This window comes from Mesorhizobium sp. M0698, from assembly GCF_040320455.1.
Classification (GTDB): Bacteria; Pseudomonadota; Alphaproteobacteria; order Rhizobiales; family Rhizobiaceae; genus Mesorhizobium.
The window spans coordinates 1-18,054 of record NZ_JAMYPQ010000008.1 but is presented as its reverse complement, the minus strand read 5'-3'; the positions used below and the strand labels follow the sequence as shown (position 1 = coordinate 18,054).

General features: G+C 59.1%; 13 protein-coding genes. 5 read left to right on the top strand and 8 right to left on the bottom strand.

Annotated features, from left to right (window positions below; translation table 11 throughout):
- Positions 1–199 precede the first annotated feature (199 nt).
- Positions 200–910: a helix-turn-helix transcriptional regulator gene (locus NKI16_RS17635; RefSeq protein WP_023675616.1), complete on the top strand. Its 711-nt coding sequence runs from the start codon at positions 200–202 to the stop codon at positions 908–910.
- 245 nt (positions 911–1,155) lie between these two features.
- Positions 1,156–2,268, top strand: coding sequence for an NAD-dependent epimerase (locus NKI16_RS17630; protein WP_051406099.1), 1,113 nt, complete (start codon positions 1,156–1,158; stop codon positions 2,266–2,268).
- A gap of 149 nt (positions 2,269–2,417) precedes the next feature.
- Here the strand turns inward: NKI16_RS17630 and NKI16_RS17625 are convergent, their stop codons facing one another.
- The 8 genes from NKI16_RS17625 to NKI16_RS17590 all read right to left on the bottom strand — a co-directional run bounded on the left by NKI16_RS17625 (position 2,418) and on the right by NKI16_RS17590 (position 13,635).
- Positions 2,418–3,995 (bottom strand): lipopolysaccharide biosynthesis protein, encoded by a 1,578-nt coding sequence (locus tag NKI16_RS17625; protein ID WP_023675614.1) that lies wholly within the window; start codon positions 3,993–3,995, stop codon positions 2,418–2,420.
- Positions 3,992–6,208, bottom strand: coding sequence for a GumC family protein (locus tag NKI16_RS17620; protein WP_023675613.1), 2,217 nt, complete (start codon positions 6,206–6,208; stop codon positions 3,992–3,994). The genes NKI16_RS17625 and NKI16_RS17620 overlap by 4 nt, the downstream gene beginning before the upstream one ends.
- Before the next feature lies 1 nt (position 6,209).
- Positions 6,210–8,207 carry an asparagine synthase (glutamine-hydrolyzing) gene (gene asnB / locus NKI16_RS17615; RefSeq protein WP_023675612.1) on the bottom strand — a complete coding sequence of 666 codons (1,998 nt, stop codon included), beginning with the start codon at positions 8,205–8,207 and terminating at the stop codon, positions 6,210–6,212.
- Positions 8,208–8,211: 4 nt separating this feature from the next.
- Positions 8,212–9,468, bottom strand: coding sequence for an O-antigen ligase family protein (locus tag NKI16_RS17610; protein WP_023675611.1), 1,257 nt, complete (start codon positions 9,466–9,468; stop codon positions 8,212–8,214).
- Positions 9,465–10,688 (bottom strand): glycosyltransferase family 4 protein, encoded by a 1,224-nt coding sequence (locus tag NKI16_RS17605; protein ID WP_023675610.1) that lies wholly within the window; start codon positions 10,686–10,688, stop codon positions 9,465–9,467. Before NKI16_RS17605 ends, NKI16_RS17610 begins: the two co-directional genes overlap by 4 nt.
- Positions 10,689–11,025: 337 nt before the next feature.
- The gene (locus tag NKI16_RS17600) at positions 11,026–11,259 is read right to left on the bottom strand and encodes a Trm112 family protein (protein WP_023675609.1); all 234 of its coding nucleotides are present in this window, start codon (positions 11,257–11,259) and stop codon (positions 11,026–11,028) included.
- Between the two features lie 292 nt (positions 11,260–11,551).
- Entirely contained in the window at positions 11,552–12,835 is a 1,284-nt protein-coding gene (locus tag NKI16_RS17595) for a hypothetical protein (RefSeq protein WP_023675608.1), read from the bottom strand.
- Positions 12,836–12,924: 89 nt separating this feature from the next.
- Positions 12,925–13,635: an AAA family ATPase gene (locus tag NKI16_RS17590; RefSeq protein ID WP_023675607.1), complete on the bottom strand. Its 711-nt coding sequence runs from the start codon at positions 13,633–13,635 to the stop codon at positions 12,925–12,927.
- Positions 13,636–14,060: 425 nt separating this feature from the next.
- Here NKI16_RS17590 and NKI16_RS17585 point away from each other — a divergent pair, with 425 nt between their 5' ends.
- The 3 genes from NKI16_RS17585 to NKI16_RS17575 form a co-directional block, all read left to right on the top strand.
- Positions 14,061–14,882, top strand: a complete 822-nt coding sequence (locus NKI16_RS17585; protein WP_084640985.1) for a class I SAM-dependent methyltransferase — start codon at positions 14,061–14,063, stop codon at positions 14,880–14,882.
- Between the two features lie 94 nt (positions 14,883–14,976).
- Entirely contained in the window at positions 14,977–16,086 is a 1,110-nt protein-coding gene (locus NKI16_RS17580; RefSeq protein WP_023675605.1) for an acyltransferase family protein, read from the top strand.
- A 664-nt stretch (positions 16,087–16,750) separates the two neighbouring features.
- On the top strand, positions 16,751–18,054 hold a 1,304-nt coding region (locus NKI16_RS17575; RefSeq protein ID WP_352843334.1), incomplete at its 3' end, for a calcium-binding protein.

Here is an 18,054-nt window from a genome sequence, read left to right as displayed (position 1 = left end):
TATCATAGCGCGCATTTTATCGGACGCAGCGGGGCCTAAGAGCTGCCTTAGAACTGTCGGATCATATTAAGTTTTCAAGGTGGTGATGAACGTATTATCCGTCAGCGCATAGAAGACTAGAATCCAGCTACACATAGAAGACTACATGAATCCCGAATACTTATTTCGGGCGTGTGAAACTTTGGGTTAGGGGTAGAAAATGAATCTGATCGATAGACAGGTCGATGCTTCTTCGAGCAATCGGTACATTGTTACGAGGACCAAGTATGATTTTGAAGCGCGGAATACGCGGCCCTCTTCTGGTCACCTTCCCGATCGCGCATCGGATCCATTGGACGCAAGGTTCGCCGAACCAAAAGGCCGCAGTCTGGAATCCATAACCGGCGTGCTTGATCGCATTGGCTGTGGCTATCTCGTGCTGAATCGCGAAAGAAAAGTAGTCGAGTGGAACGCAGCCGCCCAAACCACGCTTGAGCGCCAGGGCGAAGCGGCCGACACGGCGAGCGGACTTACGGCCGCCCTAAGGCGGCTGATCGCGAATGTTCCGGGCCAATTCCTGCCGGGCTCGTTGTCTTGGGTGGTGATCCGCAGCAGGGGCGACCGACCGGTGATACTGAACGAGAACGGCGTTATCGCTCCCGACGGAACGAGCATTGTGGCGCTGCTGGATCGCGACAACAGGTCGGGGCCAAATCCTCGGACGCTGCAAAGAATGTTTGGCTTGACGAGCGCAGAAACGCACCTCGCCTTGCGCTTGGCCCAGGGCGACGCACCTTTGGAGATCGCTCGCAGCTGGCGTCTCAGCCGCACCACGATCCGTTCCCAGCTTGCCTCGCTGTTCGCCAAGACCGAAACAAAACGCCAGGCGGAACTGGTGGCCCTTCTTGGGCGTATTTCGGTCCTGCCGTAAGGCCGGCCACTTAGATCCAATCGCCGGACGTCGGCATCCGCCCGGGATTCAAACTACGCAAGTTGGCGTGTCATGACTTGGCAGGTCGTGCACCGCATTGCGCACTCCACTAGGTTCGATGCGCCAGCGTAAATATCGGAAGCCGCAATCCCGGACCGGCTATTCGGTACTGTCGAACGGATTTCGAAAGGCGACAAGTGGACAACGATCTATGCAGCGATTCTGTCCTTGCCGCAGCGGAGAAGATGGAAATCGCTCGATCCCGTTCGGACCGCGCGGTGAAGAAACTTGCACGGACAGGACCGATCGTCGTCACCGGCGCCGCAGGCTTCATTGGTTTTCACGTGGCCTCACGGCTTTTGCGTCTTGGTGTCAAAGTCGTGGGCGTCGACAATTTCACGCCCTATTACGATCTGCGGCTCAAGGAAGCGCGGTTTGCACGCCTCTGTAGCGAGGCGAAGTTCACGCCGGTACGAATGGATCTGGCGGATGCCGCGCGCGTTCAGTTGCTGTTTTCAAACGTTCGCCCCTCACACCTCGTCCATCTCGCGGCTCAGGCCGGCGTGCGTCATTCACTTGTTGACCCGCACGCCTATGTGCAATCGAATATAGTGGCGTTTCTCAACGTCCTTGAGGGCTGCCGGCATCATGGCGTCGGTCATCTCGTCTACGCCTCTTCGAGCTCCGTCTACGGCTTGAATCGAACCATACCGTTTTCCGAAAATCACGGCGCCGATCATCCCGTCAGCTTCTACGCCGCCACCAAGCGTTCGAATGAATTCATGGCGCATTCATACAGCCATTTGTTCGGCCTGCCCGTGACCGGACTGCGCTTCTTCACCGTTTATGGCCCTTGGGGCAGGCCCGACATGGCCGTCTACTTGTTCACGCGCGCGATCGTCGAGAGCAAACCAATTGAAGTAGCCAATGCCGGCCGCGTGTGGCGAGATTTCACCTATATCGACGATATCGCTGAGGGCGTGGTTCGAGCACTTGCTACACCGCCGCAGCCGGATCCGAATTGGGACCCTTGCACCGCCGACCCTGCCACAAGTTCCGCGCCGTATCGCGTCTACAATATCGGCAACGACCGGCCCGAGGAGATCAACCGGCTGATTTCGATCATCGAGACCGCTCTTGGCAGGCGGGCAGTTCGCGTGGATGTGCCGTTGCCGCCTGGCGACGTTCTGGAGACGCGCGCCGACGTCAGCGATCTTCGCCAGGCCGTCGGCTTCGCCCCGGCAACACCGCTAGAGGACGGAGTGCGACGCTTTGTCGAATGGTACCGGGACTTTCATGGAACGGATGCCGCGGCCAGCATACGGCAACAGACGTTGGTGAATGAGGCCACCGTGTAGGCCGCGGGCCCTGTCGGGCGATGATCTGCCACTCGGCGCGTAACGCGTCGGCCACAAAGCCGCACTCGCCAGCCTCTATCCGACACAACCCTGGACTCGAAATTCCTGAACGCTGATGCCGTCGCGTATCGGGGCGCGACGGTCTCAAATCAGCGCAGGAACCAATGTCGCCGCTGGCCTTCGACTGCGTGCGTTCTGAACGATGTTAGCGCAAAGATCAGCCCAGGGATAATTTTCAGCCGTTTGCTGATGTAGATCGACATCGCCACATTCCAAATCGCCAACGCAAGCGCGAGGCCCACTGCGGCGCCCGGCGCGCCGTAGAGCGCAATTCCTGTGGCACAGCCTATGATACTGGCCGCAGCGCCGACGATCATGGTTGCGGCTGCCGCCCATTCGTTTCCGGTCATCATCAAGAGGAGCATCTGGGGTCCGCACAGCGCGACAAAGACATATCCGAGAATGAGTATCCGCGCGACGGGTGCCGCGGTACTGAAATCCCCGCCGAACCAGCTCAACAGAGGTTCAATAATCGCAAGCATCGGGATGGCCATCGTTAAAGCCCCACCAGAGGAAAGTAGGGCGGCCCGTGAAAACAGCTGCTGCAGAGCCAGCCGATCGCCTCGGGCATGAAGGGCGGCCGCTGTCGGCGCAAACATCGTAGAGACGGCAACCAGGGAAAGGCTCACAAGCAAGGCGACGTTCAATCCCAATGCGAAAATGCCTGCTTCGCGAATGTGATGCGTCCAGCCCAGCACCATGACTCCGGCCCGGCTGATGAAAACATCGAGCCCAGCCATGAGCATCATTGGCGGAACCGCGGACCACCATTCCCGCGACTCGTCGCCTGGCTGAACCTGCCGCAAGCCAGGCGGCTGAAATTTTGTCGCCATGACGAACACCAGGCCGACCGTGATGGCTGAACTTGCCAGCACCGCCTGCATCACCAAGGGTGCGTTGGGGGTCCATGATCCGGATAAGCCCGCCATTCCCAGTAACGTCAACAAGAGGCCGTCGCGCACTATGCGTTCCGGCAGGAGGGCCGAGACACCGCCGCCGAAAGCACGAACAAGTGTTGCGCCCAAAGCGTAGGCCGTGACCAAAGGCACTGCTGCCATGCCTAGCAGCTGGCTGATTTGAAGCTCCTTGTGAGAAGGATCTGAAAAGAAAAAGATCAAGGCGGCGCCAACGATGCCGAATAGTGTCGCCGCCGCCAGCGACCTCTGCAGAGCAAACCTGATTACGCCGTGTACCAGGTCAAGCCGCCCTTTGGCACTGTAGGCGGAGACGAAACGCAACAAGGATACGTGGAAACCAAGCGTTGCAAGATAGGCAAGCACCGAGGTCCAGGCCAGAACATAGGAGTAGATGCCATAGCTGGTGGAGCCAACGATGCGCGCAATCAATAACTGCGCCAAGCTGGTCAAGCCCGCACCCCCGATATAGACCAAAAGAGCGAAGATGCTGGCATAGCCGAGACCCCGGCCCGTGTCCTCCTTGTGCGGCAAAACCATATTCGTTGGAGCAACGGAGGCCGCAGGGAAGCGGGCGAGCTTCGGATCGCTGAAATCGTCGATGTCTTTTGCGCCGGCGTCGCGCATTTCATCGCCTTGATCGCCTTTGGCCGCGGACCCTGCTCCGGACTGCGAGATCGTCGATATTATCTTCCGCTCGACAGGTCGAATGCCGTGGCGGTCGTTACGCGGAATCCCGCATGTGACATTCATGATGTTCTCTCGAGCAAGAGATCCGCGCTGTCCCCAAACCGGTAGCCGGCGTGTTTCCTAAGATTGACCTGCGTGAGAACGCTGCCTACGGGGACCTGAGCCGTCTCGTCCTCCGTCAGCAACTGCAGAACACCACGCGCGATGCTGCGACGCGTCCTGGCCCAGCGAACAGCAAAAAGAACTGCGTCAGCCCAGCCCGTCAGTAGCCTGGCCTCAGGTCCTCCAAGTCCCAGCGGTCCATTTATGATGACGATGCTGTACATCGAGCGCAGCTCATCTGTGACCAGGGACCCGTCGATCATGGACAGTTGCGGCAGCAGATCCTCTGATGGTGCGAGTGCCATGAAGTCAATTCCAATTTCAGGCATTCCCGTGACCGCGTCGTGCAGCGGACAACGGTCGCTCATATAGTCTCCAAAGGATTTATGCGGCTTGAACGCACCGAATTCGTTCAGAAACTCGTTCGTGAGGCGGGCGCCCGTGCCGTCAAGATCGAGAAAAAGCACTCGTCCCCCAAGTCGGGTAGCTGCCAAGGCGAGGCTCCATGCGAGCTCGGTCTTGCCATCATGCCGGACGCTGGACGTGACGAGGATGACGTGCGACGCACGGCCTCTCGCTTTGTTGAGAGCCACGGTGACAAGGAGAGAAGTGACGGCTCGGCTGTAGCTGCAGTTTTGCTGGCCGAGAACCAGCTGCTGTAGTCGTTTCGCGTGTAATGTGGGCGCTTCCGGTATCAGCCCCAGGCACGGGACCCCGAGCGCGGCTTCAGCTTCGGCCCCGCCGCGCAAGGTCTGATTGAGACGGCTGCGGACCAAGACGAAGACCCCGCCAATGAGGCCAAACACGATCATGCCGGGCGGAATAAGAAAGATGGGCGGCAGGGTTTTTGGATTCGTTGGCGGCCATGCCGCTGAAAGGATCGAGACCCCGGGCAAGGGAGTTGCGATGCGCTGCACCAGATCCTGTTGTTGGGTGAGAAGCTGGTTGTATCGCTGCGTCAGGATGCTGACCTGCGGCTCGAGCGCACGCAAGCCGGAAAGCCGGCCGGCTGTGTCGGCCACCACCGCATCGAGCACATTCTTACGGCCCTCCAGAGCAGCGATCTGGGCACGGTAGATGTTCCCCTCCGCCGCAATGCGAGCAGTGCCTTGTTCGATCTCGCCGTTGATCGCAGTGCTAAGGCCCACATCCGCATTGTCGTTGGCTTGGCGGGCCGCCATGTCGGCCAATACCGGAGACCCGATCGCTTCGGCGAGCGCCGCCACCGATGCTCCTTCCTCTCGCAAAGCCTCGATGTGCTGAAGGCGAGATTCCGTCGCTGAGAGATCCGCTTTCGACAAGGATATCTGCTGACTAAGTTCGGCTGTCTCCTTGGCAGCGTTATCCGCCGCACCCTGATCGACCGCGCCATGGCTCAGTCGATACTTTTCCAGGCGGTCGGTCGCTTTCGCCAAGTCGCTTTGTACGACCGGCAGGCTGGCGACGATCGAGGCGAGTTCCAGCCTGTCTGACGCCCTGCGCTTCTGTGCGAGATCGTCGATGTATACTTGGACGAACGTATTGGCCACCAGGGCGGCTCGCGCCGGATCGTCGTCGGTGAAGCCGACGGTGATCACCCTTGATCTCAGTTCCTGTCCAACCCTCATGCCCTTCCGCAATGCCTTGAGTTCGGCTGCATCGGCCGCCTCCGGCCTGCCCTGCGGCCAAATCCTTTCTAGCAGACCAGCTGCGAAGGTGCGTATGTTCTGCAGGTTGCCGCCTACCGGGGCGGCGCGGGAATTTCCGACATCACCTTGCTCAGCAATGTTGCCGATCTTTGTCTCGCGTAGGGCTGCCACCAGGCGACGCAGATGCCCCTGCGAAGAGAGCATGGTTAAGTGGTCATCAATGCTCGCATCCAGCATCTCCTGAGCAGAATCCGCACCTCCGGGAGCCGCGTTCCTGCCAGGAGCATCGACAATCACCTGTGCGGTCGCCTCGAACAGGACAGGACGCACAAAACCCGCAAGCCCAGCCAACACTCCGCCCAAAATCACCATTGCAAGCAGGAACCATTTTCTCCTCGCGATGGTAATGAGGAGTTGATGGAAGGGGGTCTGCGCGTCGACCTGTTCGCGCAGGAATGGCCTCATGCGCGGATTGATCTCGCGCGTCGGCACGTGCATTTCAGTGGCGCGCGGAAGGTGAATTCGGCTGACTATGGAACCTTCCATCTCATACTCCTGTCAGTTCGAGCGCTGTGGACATGCCCGTTGCCGGCCCGGCGGACCGCCCGGCCTCGTTGCGCCAGGCCTGGAACATCAACGCGGGCCACAAATCGCGAGAATGATCCTGTCTTCCGTCAAGATGGTCGCGCCAGCAGGTTTCGACCTTCGCAAAGTCGAAGATCCCATCTCCGGAGAGGCGTATATCGGCGACTAGATCGCTGGCCCAGATGCGCAACGGGCCGCTCAGCCAGACTGCTATGGGAACATCGAAACCCTGCTTCGGCCGGTCGATCAGCCGTTGCGGAACATAGCGGCTAAGCAGCTGACGAAGAAGCCACTTGCCTTTGCCATTGCGGACCTTCGCATGTGCCGGCAGCCGCCAGGCGAATTCGACAACCCGATGGTCGAGAAGCGGGCACCGGCCTTCGAGGCTATTGGCCATGCTGGCGCGGTCCAACTTCACCAATATATCGTCGGGCAGGTAACCGGCCATGTCGTCGTACAAGAGACGGGACAGCAGGCCATCAAGCCGGGGGGACCCTTGAATTGATGTGGGCGGCGTGTGGAGTGCGAGGCTCCCGGTCGATGCTCCGGTCAGCCGTCGATGCAATTCGTCCTCATCTGGCGCAGCGAGCAGCCGAGCGAGGCGATGCAGCCGGTCGCTCCGCAGCGCGTGCCGTCCACTCGCCGAAAGCGGCAGCTTGCCGACGAAATCGTGACGCGCTGCACGGGCCAGCAATCCGACCCCTGCAGCAAGCGCGTGACGCAGCGGCGACGGCAGCGCATGCTGTCGTTTCAACCGCGCAGCCATGAAATGACGAGCGTAACCGGCGAAGCATTCATCGCCACCGTCGCCTGATAGCGCCACCGTAACGTGCTGGCGAGCGAGCCGCGCCACGAGCAAAGTCGGTATCTGCGATTCATCGGCGAACGGCTCATCCCAGATCCGCGGCAGTTCCGGAATGACTTCACGCGCAGCGGCTGCTGAAAGGTGGAGTTCAGTATGATCGGTGCCCAGGTGCCGCGCGACCTCCGCCGCGTGGGGAGCCTCATCAAACCCGCCTTCTCCGAAAGCGATCGTGAATGTGCGCACCGGTTTTGGCGATTGGGCCTGCATCAGCGCCACAACCGTGGAGCTGTCGAGGCCACCAGACAGAAAGGCACCCAGCGGCACATCGGCTATCATGCGTTCCCGGACGGCAAGTCGAAGCAGATCGTCGAGTCCATCGGTCAGTTCTTCGTCGGTACCGGCGATTGGATTCTGTCGACCGTTCGCGGCGATTTCAGACAGCGACCACCAGTGTCGGGCGCGTTGCGAAAGGGATGCGGCGCTGCGCGCCTCGGCAAAATCCGCCGCCGTCACAGACAGGACCGAGCCCGGAGGTAGCTTGAACACGCCTCGCCAGATGCAACAGTTTCCCGGTACCCATCCTTTCGAAAGCATTGTCGCGGCCGCGTCGAGATCGAGCTCCTGACAGAAACCTGGAAAACGATGGATTGCCTTCAACTCGGAGGCAAAAACGAGCGCATCGCGCGTTGCAGCAACATAGAGCGGCTTCTTGCCCATTCGGTCGCGGGCGAGATGGAGGGTCCTGGTCTTTAGATCCCACAATCCAAATGCGAACATGCCAGCGAAGCGCGTGAGTGCGGTGTCGAGACCCCAGCTCTCGATTGCGCACAGCATCACTTCGGTATCGCTGGCGCCACGGAACCGATGGCCAGCGTCTTCAAGCTCGCGGCGCAGATCGCGGAAATTGTAGATCTCGCCGTTGAAGGTAATGGCATATCGGCCACTTGCCGAATGCATCGGCTGGCGTCCTGCTTCCGATAGGTCGACTATAGCCAAACGTCGGTGGCCGAAGGCAATGCCGGCTTCGCGATTGATCCAGAAGCCTTCGCCATCAGGCCCACGATGACGAAGGGCCGTCGTCATCTGGCCAATTGCCCTGAGCGGTTTGATGTTGGCGGCATCGGGTGCAAGGAGAATTCCGGTAATCCCACACATGCCATCACCTCAGGTCGCTAGAGGTTGCCGAAATCGTTCGCGGCGTTCCGGCAACAAGGCAAATGGTAAGCGCAAACCACACGATTGGATGGCGGATGATCAGATGTGGCATTCCGAAGATGACGATCGACACCACCAGCACGAACAGGGCATCGAGCTTCGCACGCCATGCGCATAAAGCCGCCGCGCCGACAATCCAGGCCAGGGCCAGGACCGCAACCAAACCACCTTGAGTGTACAGATCGAGAATCGTGTTGTGAGCCTCGAAAGGCCGGGGCAGAAATTGGCTGTAGGAAATGGGCGGGCGCTCCAGATGCGGGCCAGGACCAAGGCCCAGGGATCCTGACGTTAGGCCCTTGCCCAATGCATCTCCCCAGAGATGGATTCGAAGTGCAGCGGTTTCGGCGGTCGCTTCGCCGCCCTTGTCCTTGGTAAGACTCAAGGCGAACTGTTCGACGCTGCCCACCTCCGTGACGATGTAAGGCGTCATCGACATGGCCAACGGAAGGAAGCCAATCATCAGCAGGAGGGTAACTTGCCGGGACAGGCTGACCTTGCCGTCACCGGCTGCGAGCCATGTCCGAACCCGCAGCCCAAGAAATATCAGGCCGACCAGGACCGTCGTGTAAAGATAGGTATCACTCTTCGTCAGCCTTCCGACATAGATGATCAGGATAAGGCTGCTGAGCCCGGCCAACCTCGCCCACGGCTTGCTTGTAGTCGTCGCAAGATGCAAGGCGAGCGGACCAAGGAGTGCGCAATAGAGCGCGAGCTGGTTGGGGTTCTCGGACCAGCCTCGGAAGCGATCCCAGTACCAGGGATCGACGCCGGATTGGTGGATCCAACCCCATCCAAGTGCCAGCTGAACAATAAAGCATGCATTCGCAATCGCGACCACCCACCAGGCAGCACTGCGCAGACGGCGATCCGCGTCGGGCTCCGCGGCGGCCAGGCAGGTGACGCAGATCAGCAGCAGGTAGGCTACCCCATCGTGCATCACCACCGACAGATACAGTACCGTGGTCAGGTAGCCAACGATGGTGCCAATACCCAGAGCGAGCGTGATGATCAGCCAGAAGCCCGCAACACGGATCAGGGCGGGCCTGACTACCAAGTGACCGCCGGCGAGCACCCGCCCGATCGACAGCATGATCCAAAGCGCGAGAAACAATTCGCCATAGCCGAAGGGCAAGCCCGGAACTGAGAGCTGCGCCGCATACGACATGGCCACGCCGCAGGCCAGGATCGCGTCCCGGATCATCGGCGCGCTCCACCCGATCCGCGGTTTGCAGCAGGCTCTTCAAGCAACACCGGCGATGCCGGTCGAGCGAAGCCGCCCTGGGATTTGGCACTAAGGACATTGTCGTAGAGATCGCAATATTGCTCGACCACCCAGGGCAGCGAGAACTGCGTCCGGACGAGCTCGACAGAGCGAGCGCCCATGGTCCGTCCTTTCCGGCGGTCGGACAGGACCTCTATAATTCGAGAGGCAAGGCCGTTCGCATCGTGCGGGGGGACGAGATGGCCGTTCCATCCGTCCTCGACCACCTCATTGCAACCAGGCATCATCGAGGCGACGATAGGCAATCCCGCGAGCCCTGCCTCCAGCAGGACGCGCGGAATCCCTTCTCGGTATTGTGTTGGAAAGGCGAACAGATCGGCCATGCCAAGAAGGGCAGGAACGTCGCGTCGTGGACCCAAGGCGATGACATGCGGCACATGTCGATCGATCTCAGCCTTGTCCACTGCAAATGGGCCCTCGGATTCCAATGGGCCGACAAGCACGAAACGGGCATTGGGCCTTTCCGACAGGATGCGAGGGACTGCCTTGAGGAGTGTCGGGATGCCTTTCTGGCGCGTTAGCCGGCCGACAAAAATTACGATCTCGGCGGATTGGAGCCCAAGCTCTTCGCGCATTTTCATCGCCGACGGGGCAAGATGCCTTGCCATGGCGAACGCATCGACGTCGATTCCAGAACTGCGGATCACTCGTCCGCTGCCGCGTCCGATCAGTCGGTAGCGTTCAAAGAATGCCTGATCGTCCCGATTCTGGAACACCGTAGCCGCCGTCCATAACGACGAAAGCCATTGCAGTCCGCAAAAGATTGGGCGCAGGGCAAGGGCGCGCGGTTCCAGGGACGAGAACGTCCAGCCCAGACCGTTGATAGTGCGCACGACTGGAACGCTTCCGCGCACCGCAAGTGGCGTCACCAGGTTGGGCTTGGTGTCGAAGCTTTGGATAATGTCCGGCCGGAGTTCCGCCATCAGCTTTCGAATGGTTCTGATGGCGGCCCATTCTCCGCTGCTGCTGGAAAATCGGTCGAAACCGTAGCTGCGATGCGGAATGCCATGCCGCAGGAATGCGGCTTCACCGCCGCTCGACACCGCAGTAACACGGAATCCCTTCTCTCGCAGCGACATCAAGAACGGAATTCGCAGGGCATGATCCTCGCCTCCGACACACACCAGATGCGGATTCATCCTGCGTCTCCTGACCGTTCGCTGTAGCCCGATCGCGCGAAGTGGCCGGCCCTTGAATTTGCTTTCATGGTGTTGGTTTCGCTACCCATCTCGCCCAGGTCACGGTAGGGGCAGGTCTTGCCACTGTCCTCGTCTGTTTAAATGACGCAAACCCTGTCCCGGCAGCGGGCCGCCGTACCCAGCCGGTTCAGGTCGCCGCGCGTTGCATCAAAGAGGTCGGCACTGCCCGGGTGCCGAGCGCAGAGTGGTCCGCAGACAAACGGCTCGCGCTCCGCGGCACACTTTCCTGTCATTGCTGGCTGTCGTCGGAAAGCCGCCTACTTTAGCGCGGCTCCCATCATCGTCTGGATGCGCGAAGTTTGACCACGCGGGAGGTGATCGTCCGTGCCTCCGAGGCTAGCAGGATTGGAATGCCGTCGCGAACCGGATAGGCAAGTCCTGCGCTCTTCGAAACGAGTTCATCGCGATCCGAATCCCAGGCAAGTGAGCCCTTGGTCATTGGGCATACCAACCATTCTAACAACTCAGGGTTGAAAGAGGCATTCTCTTCGGCTCGCTTATCCGTATCCATCTGCTATTCCTTTCTCGGCCGTGACATCAACAGTGAGCTCCGGCGCGAGCGCCCTTGGCGATACAAGCCGTCACCCGACGTCATCGCTGTAATTCGTAGGATTCCGGCAAGTGTCATAAGCCTTGCAAACTGCACAATCACGCTAGGTGCAGGCTTGGCCACTGTCGTCGTCCGTTTGAATGAATCGACATCGAACGGAGCCGTATGGCGGCGAAGTTGAACGTGAGGCGTTAAAAGCGTGAATGGAGCAAGCACGATCGGCCATATCGCCATAGGCGACCGGAAGGTTTTGTTATTGAAGACCGCTCGCGGCTAATGCTCTCGAGCCAGTGTCTGATCCTTCCGGCCAGTCAATACGGGCGACGAAATCGTAAACCGGGCCGCCGGGTACTCCCCAATTGCTTGACCAGATCACCTGTGAACCGTCCGGGGACGGCGAGGCGTGGGTCTCACTCCAGTAGTCGAATGGAACGTTCTTCGTCTGCACAATGCGCCGGACCTCTCCGCTGCCGTCGATGCGCAACGCGATGACTTCCCGCGCATACGGCGCCCAAGCCGGATATTTCGATACTTCGTCCGGATTGCCCGAATAGGTAAGGAACACCCAACCGGGCCTGTCCAGCGACCTGAGCGATGCATGCTGTGCTTCACCATATCTCATGAGCGAGGTGACTTTCCCATCTGACAGCCTTCGCTTGATCACCTGGAATATGTCTGGATCGGACTTACTGATCCCCACATAGATTTCGCTGCCGTCGGCATCGACGGTCATGTCGCCATGGCCAGGCCGATGATGCTCAGTCCATTTCTGGCGCAGAACGCCGTCAACAGAAAAGATGAACGTCTGTTCAGTGTCGTCTTTCAGGTTCTGAATGCATAAGATGTTGACGCCCAGCGGCGAGATTGAGCAGGCGCCGTTGGCCCCGACAAGCTGTGCGAGATTGATTTCCGGAAATTTCCGCCGCTGTTTGAGATCGTAGGCAAAGACGACCGCTTTGCCGTCCCGGCGAACCGCGCGTACGGCAATACGGCTGCCATCTCGGCTTGGATTACCTTTGTATGGCCCGAACTGGAGATTGCTACTGTCAGTCGAAACAAACAGGACCTCCTCATGATTGGTGCGTGGCGCCCAGGTCGAGATTTTCCGACCACCGACGCAGATCATCAGGTCGGGATCGTGAGGATGCCATTCGCATTCGGTCGATCGATCACGGCGAAAAAGCGGGGCGTAGGTGCGCCCATCCAGGAAGCATAAGCCGCCGCAGCCGTTGCTGATGACAAGAAGGCTCTGATCCGCATTCCAGGCCTGGGCGCTCGAATAGCGGTGGCTGCAATATTTGCTCCCGCATGCGATGCCGGCGCCGAGGATTCCGGGTTTGGTTATTCGGGTGAAAGTTGTGCCAAATGCCGCATCCTTCGCGGCGTGCAGGTAATCCGGCAGGTCCATGGCTACCGGCGCGACGAACTTTGTTGATGCGACGTCTTCTCCACTCACCGCCCCGTGGATAACTATGGATATCGCGCTGACAGCAGCTAACGTCAACGCCAAGGCAGTCTGGTAGCGAGAAAAGCGCATGTCATGTCAACTCGCGCGGTTCCTTTTCAATAATTCGATTTTCCATATTATTGGATATCTTCTTATCGACGCTTCAAAACCGCATCTCTCTAAGCTTCAACTCTTTTAAATTTCGCCCGCGCCGCGCCGAACTTGTCGATTACTCCACGCGCTATCATTTCTGTGGCGGCTGTGAGCCCGTTCGAATCTAAACTTTCGACGCAAGTTGTTGGCACGGGAAACGATCCAAGTTGTTCCCCAATGAGATTAACGTGGTCAATATGATCAAGACTGCTCTGCAGATCGACTTCGAGGAACTTCTGAATGATACCGAGGTTACGCCGGCGTTCCTTCAGACGGACCTCTAGAATTTCCCTTGGCGCCTGCAATCGGACAAGCAGATCCGGTTTGGGTAGAAGCTCGAGCGCGCGCGACACCCTTTCACGATCCGTTACGCCGCTGAACAAAACCAGTGAACATACGAATTGCACCATACCCTGGTCAAAAATTGAGATCGTGTCATTGGACGCTATTGCCGCGCGCCAAGCTTGAAGAAGAGCTTCAAGATGCCAGTTCAGGCGAGCCGCCCACAGCTCATTCTTGGGTGGAAGAATCTTAAGCACTTCTGCACCGAGAGAACGCTGTCCGATCCACTTTGAATGCAAGCCGGAGACCAGTTTGAAGGCGGCCCTCCTAACCGGATGTCGGCGGTCACCGGTCTGCAAAACAACACAGTAGCCCTGAGCTCGCAAAACGTGCACCAGCTCGGACGCTAACGTCGTCTTACCAGCACCGGACGGCCCAAATAGCTCCAAGATCATCTTTCAATCCAGACTGAGGGAAGCCTACTGGCAGTGACGTCATGTCCATTTGCTGAAGCGAACGCCCATCTCTTCCTGGGATGTCTAGCCGACGAGCCAGGAATCCGCGCCATCCGTATGAATGACGGTGTGGTCACGTTAGGATATCGACGGACGCCAAAATCGTGAACGGAAGGAGTGCGTTTCGGTGACTATCCTTCCGGATTGCCTACCGTCCGTTTACCGTTCCGTCTCCGAAAGGGGTGTGCAGTAGCCCTATTCCCCAGCACACTTCCGCGCGGGCGCGGCAGTCATGAGTTCGGCATGTCTCATCCGTTCGAGGGATGCGAGACACCCAGCCTTCTGGAAACCTTCTCTGTGATGGACGCAGCCAACTGGCCGTTTATCCCCTCTATCGCCAATAGGGCAGCTTGGTCGGCTATCCAATGAACGTGTCGGACAAAAATCTTCGATCTCATCTGCAGGAGAAATCGTATGAAAGCAGGCATATGAGCGAGAACCTCGAGCCACATCAGACGGCAGCGGCAAATACGGCTATACCTGCCAATTACAACGCCAAGGTCGCGGCAGTCGCGGCCTATGAGCTCCCGACAAAACAGAGATATCAAGATCCGAGTTTTGCGAGCTGGTACCTGAACGGCTATGCAGGCCGGTTGAAGCTGTCCACCGTTGCGTCATACGTCATTGCGCGACGGGAGCAACGCTGCATCGCCAAGGCGCTGGAGAGGTGCAGCCCGCCTCCATCTCAGGTGCTCGATATCCCATGCGGAACCGGGAAGCTGGCCGGCGTGCTGGGCCAGCATAATTGTCGGGTGCTGGCTGCAGACATTTCAATGGAAATGATGGCCTTGGCTAAATCAGCATATGAAGGTCAATCCGGATTTCGGGGATTCATCCGATGTGACGTGACGCAGCTGCCGTTCGCCGACGAAAGCTTTGATACGGTGGTCTGCCTTCGCCTCATTCACCTTATCCCGCCACATCTCAGGCGCGACATTATCATTGAGCTCGCGCGCGTTGCCAGCCGTCGCCTGATCGTATCCTACGGCCTTGGCACCCGCCTCCAGAGAATACGGCTAAGGCTGCGGAAGTTGATCACCGGAAGGATGTCGGCGCCTCATCCCGTCAATCTCACCGTTGCACGACAGGATTTCGCGGCGGCGGGGCTCAAGCTGGTACGCTCTTTTAGCGTCCTGCGGTTCCTGTCCTGCGAGCAGCTGTTCGTACTTGAGAAGGTAAAGGCTTGACCTGCCGCCGGTTTGCAGTCTTCGCGTTAGCACTGGTATTGCGGATCAGGCCGCTGATGGTTGTCAAAAGCTGAAACGGCTGCGGGAGGTAGCTGTGGAACCGGCAGGCAAGGCCATTCCGGCGCGCATGCCATCACTCGACCTGCTGCGCCTAGCTGCAGCCCTCGCGGTCGTGCTCTTTCACTATCTTTTTGGCGGCGCGATCGCGGGCAATCTCGACGTGGAATATCCTGCCGCAGCACCTTACGCCATCTACGGCTATCTCGGCGTCAATCTGTTTTTCCTGATCAGCGGTTTCGTCATCGCGTGGTCGGCCGAAGGTCGAACCTGGCAGGAATTCGCGGTCGCCCGCTTCGCCCGGCTTTATCCCGGATTCCTCGTCTGCATGACCGCGACGTTTGTTGTTCTCGTCGTCGCCAAAGATCAGCGTTTTCCGACCGATGTTCCAACCTATGTAGCCAATCTTTCCATGTTCGCCCGCCTCTTCGGCAGGCCGTCCATGGATGGCGTCTACTGGTCGATCATGCTCGAGATCCTGTTTTACGGCTGGGTTGCAGTGCTGATCTTTGCCGGCGCCTTTCAGCGCTGGAAAATACCCATCGCGGCCATCTGGCTCGCAATTTCGGCAACCAACGAGTTCTTCTTTGGGAACCCGGTGATACGCATTCTCTTCATTACAAACTATGCGCCTTTGTTTGCCGCCGGCATCCTCGCGGAAGACATCGTTGCAAGGGGCCGTTCACCGGCTGCGTTCCTGTTTCTTGCCGTCGCGTTCCTGGTGTCTTGCCAGACCGCAATGTTCTCTCATAACTGGATGCAGGAGCACTTTGGCGCAGCCATTTCGTATCCGGCCCTCCTCGCTGCCAATATAGTGGTCTACGGAGTCTTCGCTGGCGCGATATTGCTCCGCTCCGTGATTGCTCCATCCAAGGCTATCATGATGCTCGGAGGGTTGACTTATCCGCTGTATCTTTTGCACCAGTATATCGGCTACATTTCGCTTAACGCGCTGGCGCCTCATGTCGGCAAGAACGCCGCATTCTTCGTCGTGTTGGCCGGGGTCCTCCTTGCCTCTTTTATCGTCTGGCGCTTCATCGAGACGCCGGTACGCAAGCCGCTCGTCCGCGCCCTGGTGTCTGGGATATATCGCCTTGCACCAGCCTCGCGGCCAATCCGGCCAACCTCTTCCGCGCGAACGTCATGATCAGGAGCTTTCGGTGGATGCCGCAGAAGATGTTTGAGTCCAACCGTCGCCTCGCGGAAAAGGCAACTGGGTAGCCCCACGACGCCTGCGCAAGCGAATACATGATCTGTGGGTCAATCCGCAGGCGAGCAGCAGGCCGGCGATCAGGCGAGACAGCACCGGGGTTCCTTCCAAGCCGCCGATGTTGCACGGCACCGCTGTTGCGGCAATGCCGGCTGCGAGGCGCATTCGCATTTCGGAGAAGCGCCGTCTAGATCGGCAGCTTCGTCGATTGTGTCACATTTTGTTCTTGCTTTGTGCCGGCAGCTATGCTAGTAATTTGGGTACGGTGCAGATTCGCACTGACGACCCGCCGCTAGGCGGGTTTTGTTTTTGGTCTGGTTTTCAGATTTCCCGGCCGTCCTGCGTCGGACGGCTTCTCGACCGCGCCATTCGAGCCAAGCTCCACACGGTCGGATCAAGTTAGCCGAGTCTTATCCCGAATAGAACCATCCTTGGCTGGTCGTCGATACCGTTGCGGAAACGAGTTCGAAGGGAGCGCCCCTCCAACGCTCAATCCTACTTCAAACCTCAATATTTCTGTCAGAGGGTGTCGGTATGTGATTTGGCGCTAATATACGCCGTCTGTAAGTAGGCACGGTCGAAACAGAAAAAGGAATATTGGATGACAACTCTGCATTACACGTCAGGTGGATCGGGCACGGAAATTTCGCAAGCCGGATTCAATCTGGCCGACGTTTCATCTGTTGACCAACTCAATGCGCTGCCGGACGGTATGAAGGGCTTGGTCTACCTCAACGAAACCGACGGAGCGACGTCGTCCTTTATCGACAAGATCACGCCTTTCATCGGCAATCCGAAGCTGTTCGGATTCTTCCTTGTCGACGAGCCGGATCCCACCGGCCAATGGGGCACCTACGCCTCCGCCGCGAATCTGAAGGCAGAATCCGACTGGATTCACGCCAATGTGCCGGACGCCAAGACCTACATCACGATGATGAGCTTGGGGACGTCCGCGAATCCGGATTTTTCGAACACGTACAATCCCGCCAATACCGGTATCGATTACTACGGCGTGGATGTCTATCCTGTCCGCACGGATGGCGCGGTCGACTATAACATGATCGATAAATTCGTTGCCGCCGCTCAGGCATCGGGCATCCCGACGAGCAAGATCATTCCAGGCTACCAGACGTTTGGCGGTGGCGACTATAACACCGACATGGGTGGCAAATATGTCGTGCCCACCGCCGCCCAGATGGAAACCATGATGGACCACTGGGCCAAGCTGGTTCCGTCACCCGCCTTCGAGTACGCGTACGCCTGGGGTTCACAGCGAGGCGACACCGCGCTTGAGAGCTCCCCGGAACTGCAGGCCGTTTTCCGGCAACACAATCTCAGCACCGCCGGGACTGCTCCTTCCGAAGCTGCGGCCACCGATCCCATTTCTACGGCGACGGTCCCTTCCGAGGCCACCACCGGCGATAGCACCGCGACTGTCACCGCTCCTTCCGAAGCCACCACCGGCGGCAGCACCTCGACCGCCACCGCCCCTTCCGAAGCCACCTCCAGCGGCGGCACCTCGACCGCCACCGCCCCTTCCGAAGCCACCTCCAGCGGCGGCACCTCGACCGCCACAGCCCCGGCCGAGACCATCACCGGCGGCAGCACCTCGACTGCCACCGCCCCTTCCGAAGCCACCACCGGCGATAGCAATCATGGCAAGACCACGCTTTCGCATCTCCTCGCCGGCAACGGCGGTTCGATTACTACCGCCGCCTCCGGCGCTACCGCCAGCGATGGCAGTCATGGCAAGACCGCGCTGTCGCCCCTCCTCGCCAGCGACGGCAGTTCGACTACTACCGCCGCCTCCGGCGCTACCACCAGCGATGGCAGTCATGGCAAGACCGCGCTGTCGCCCCTCCTCGCCAGCGACGGCAGTTCGACTACTACCGCCGCCTCCGGCGC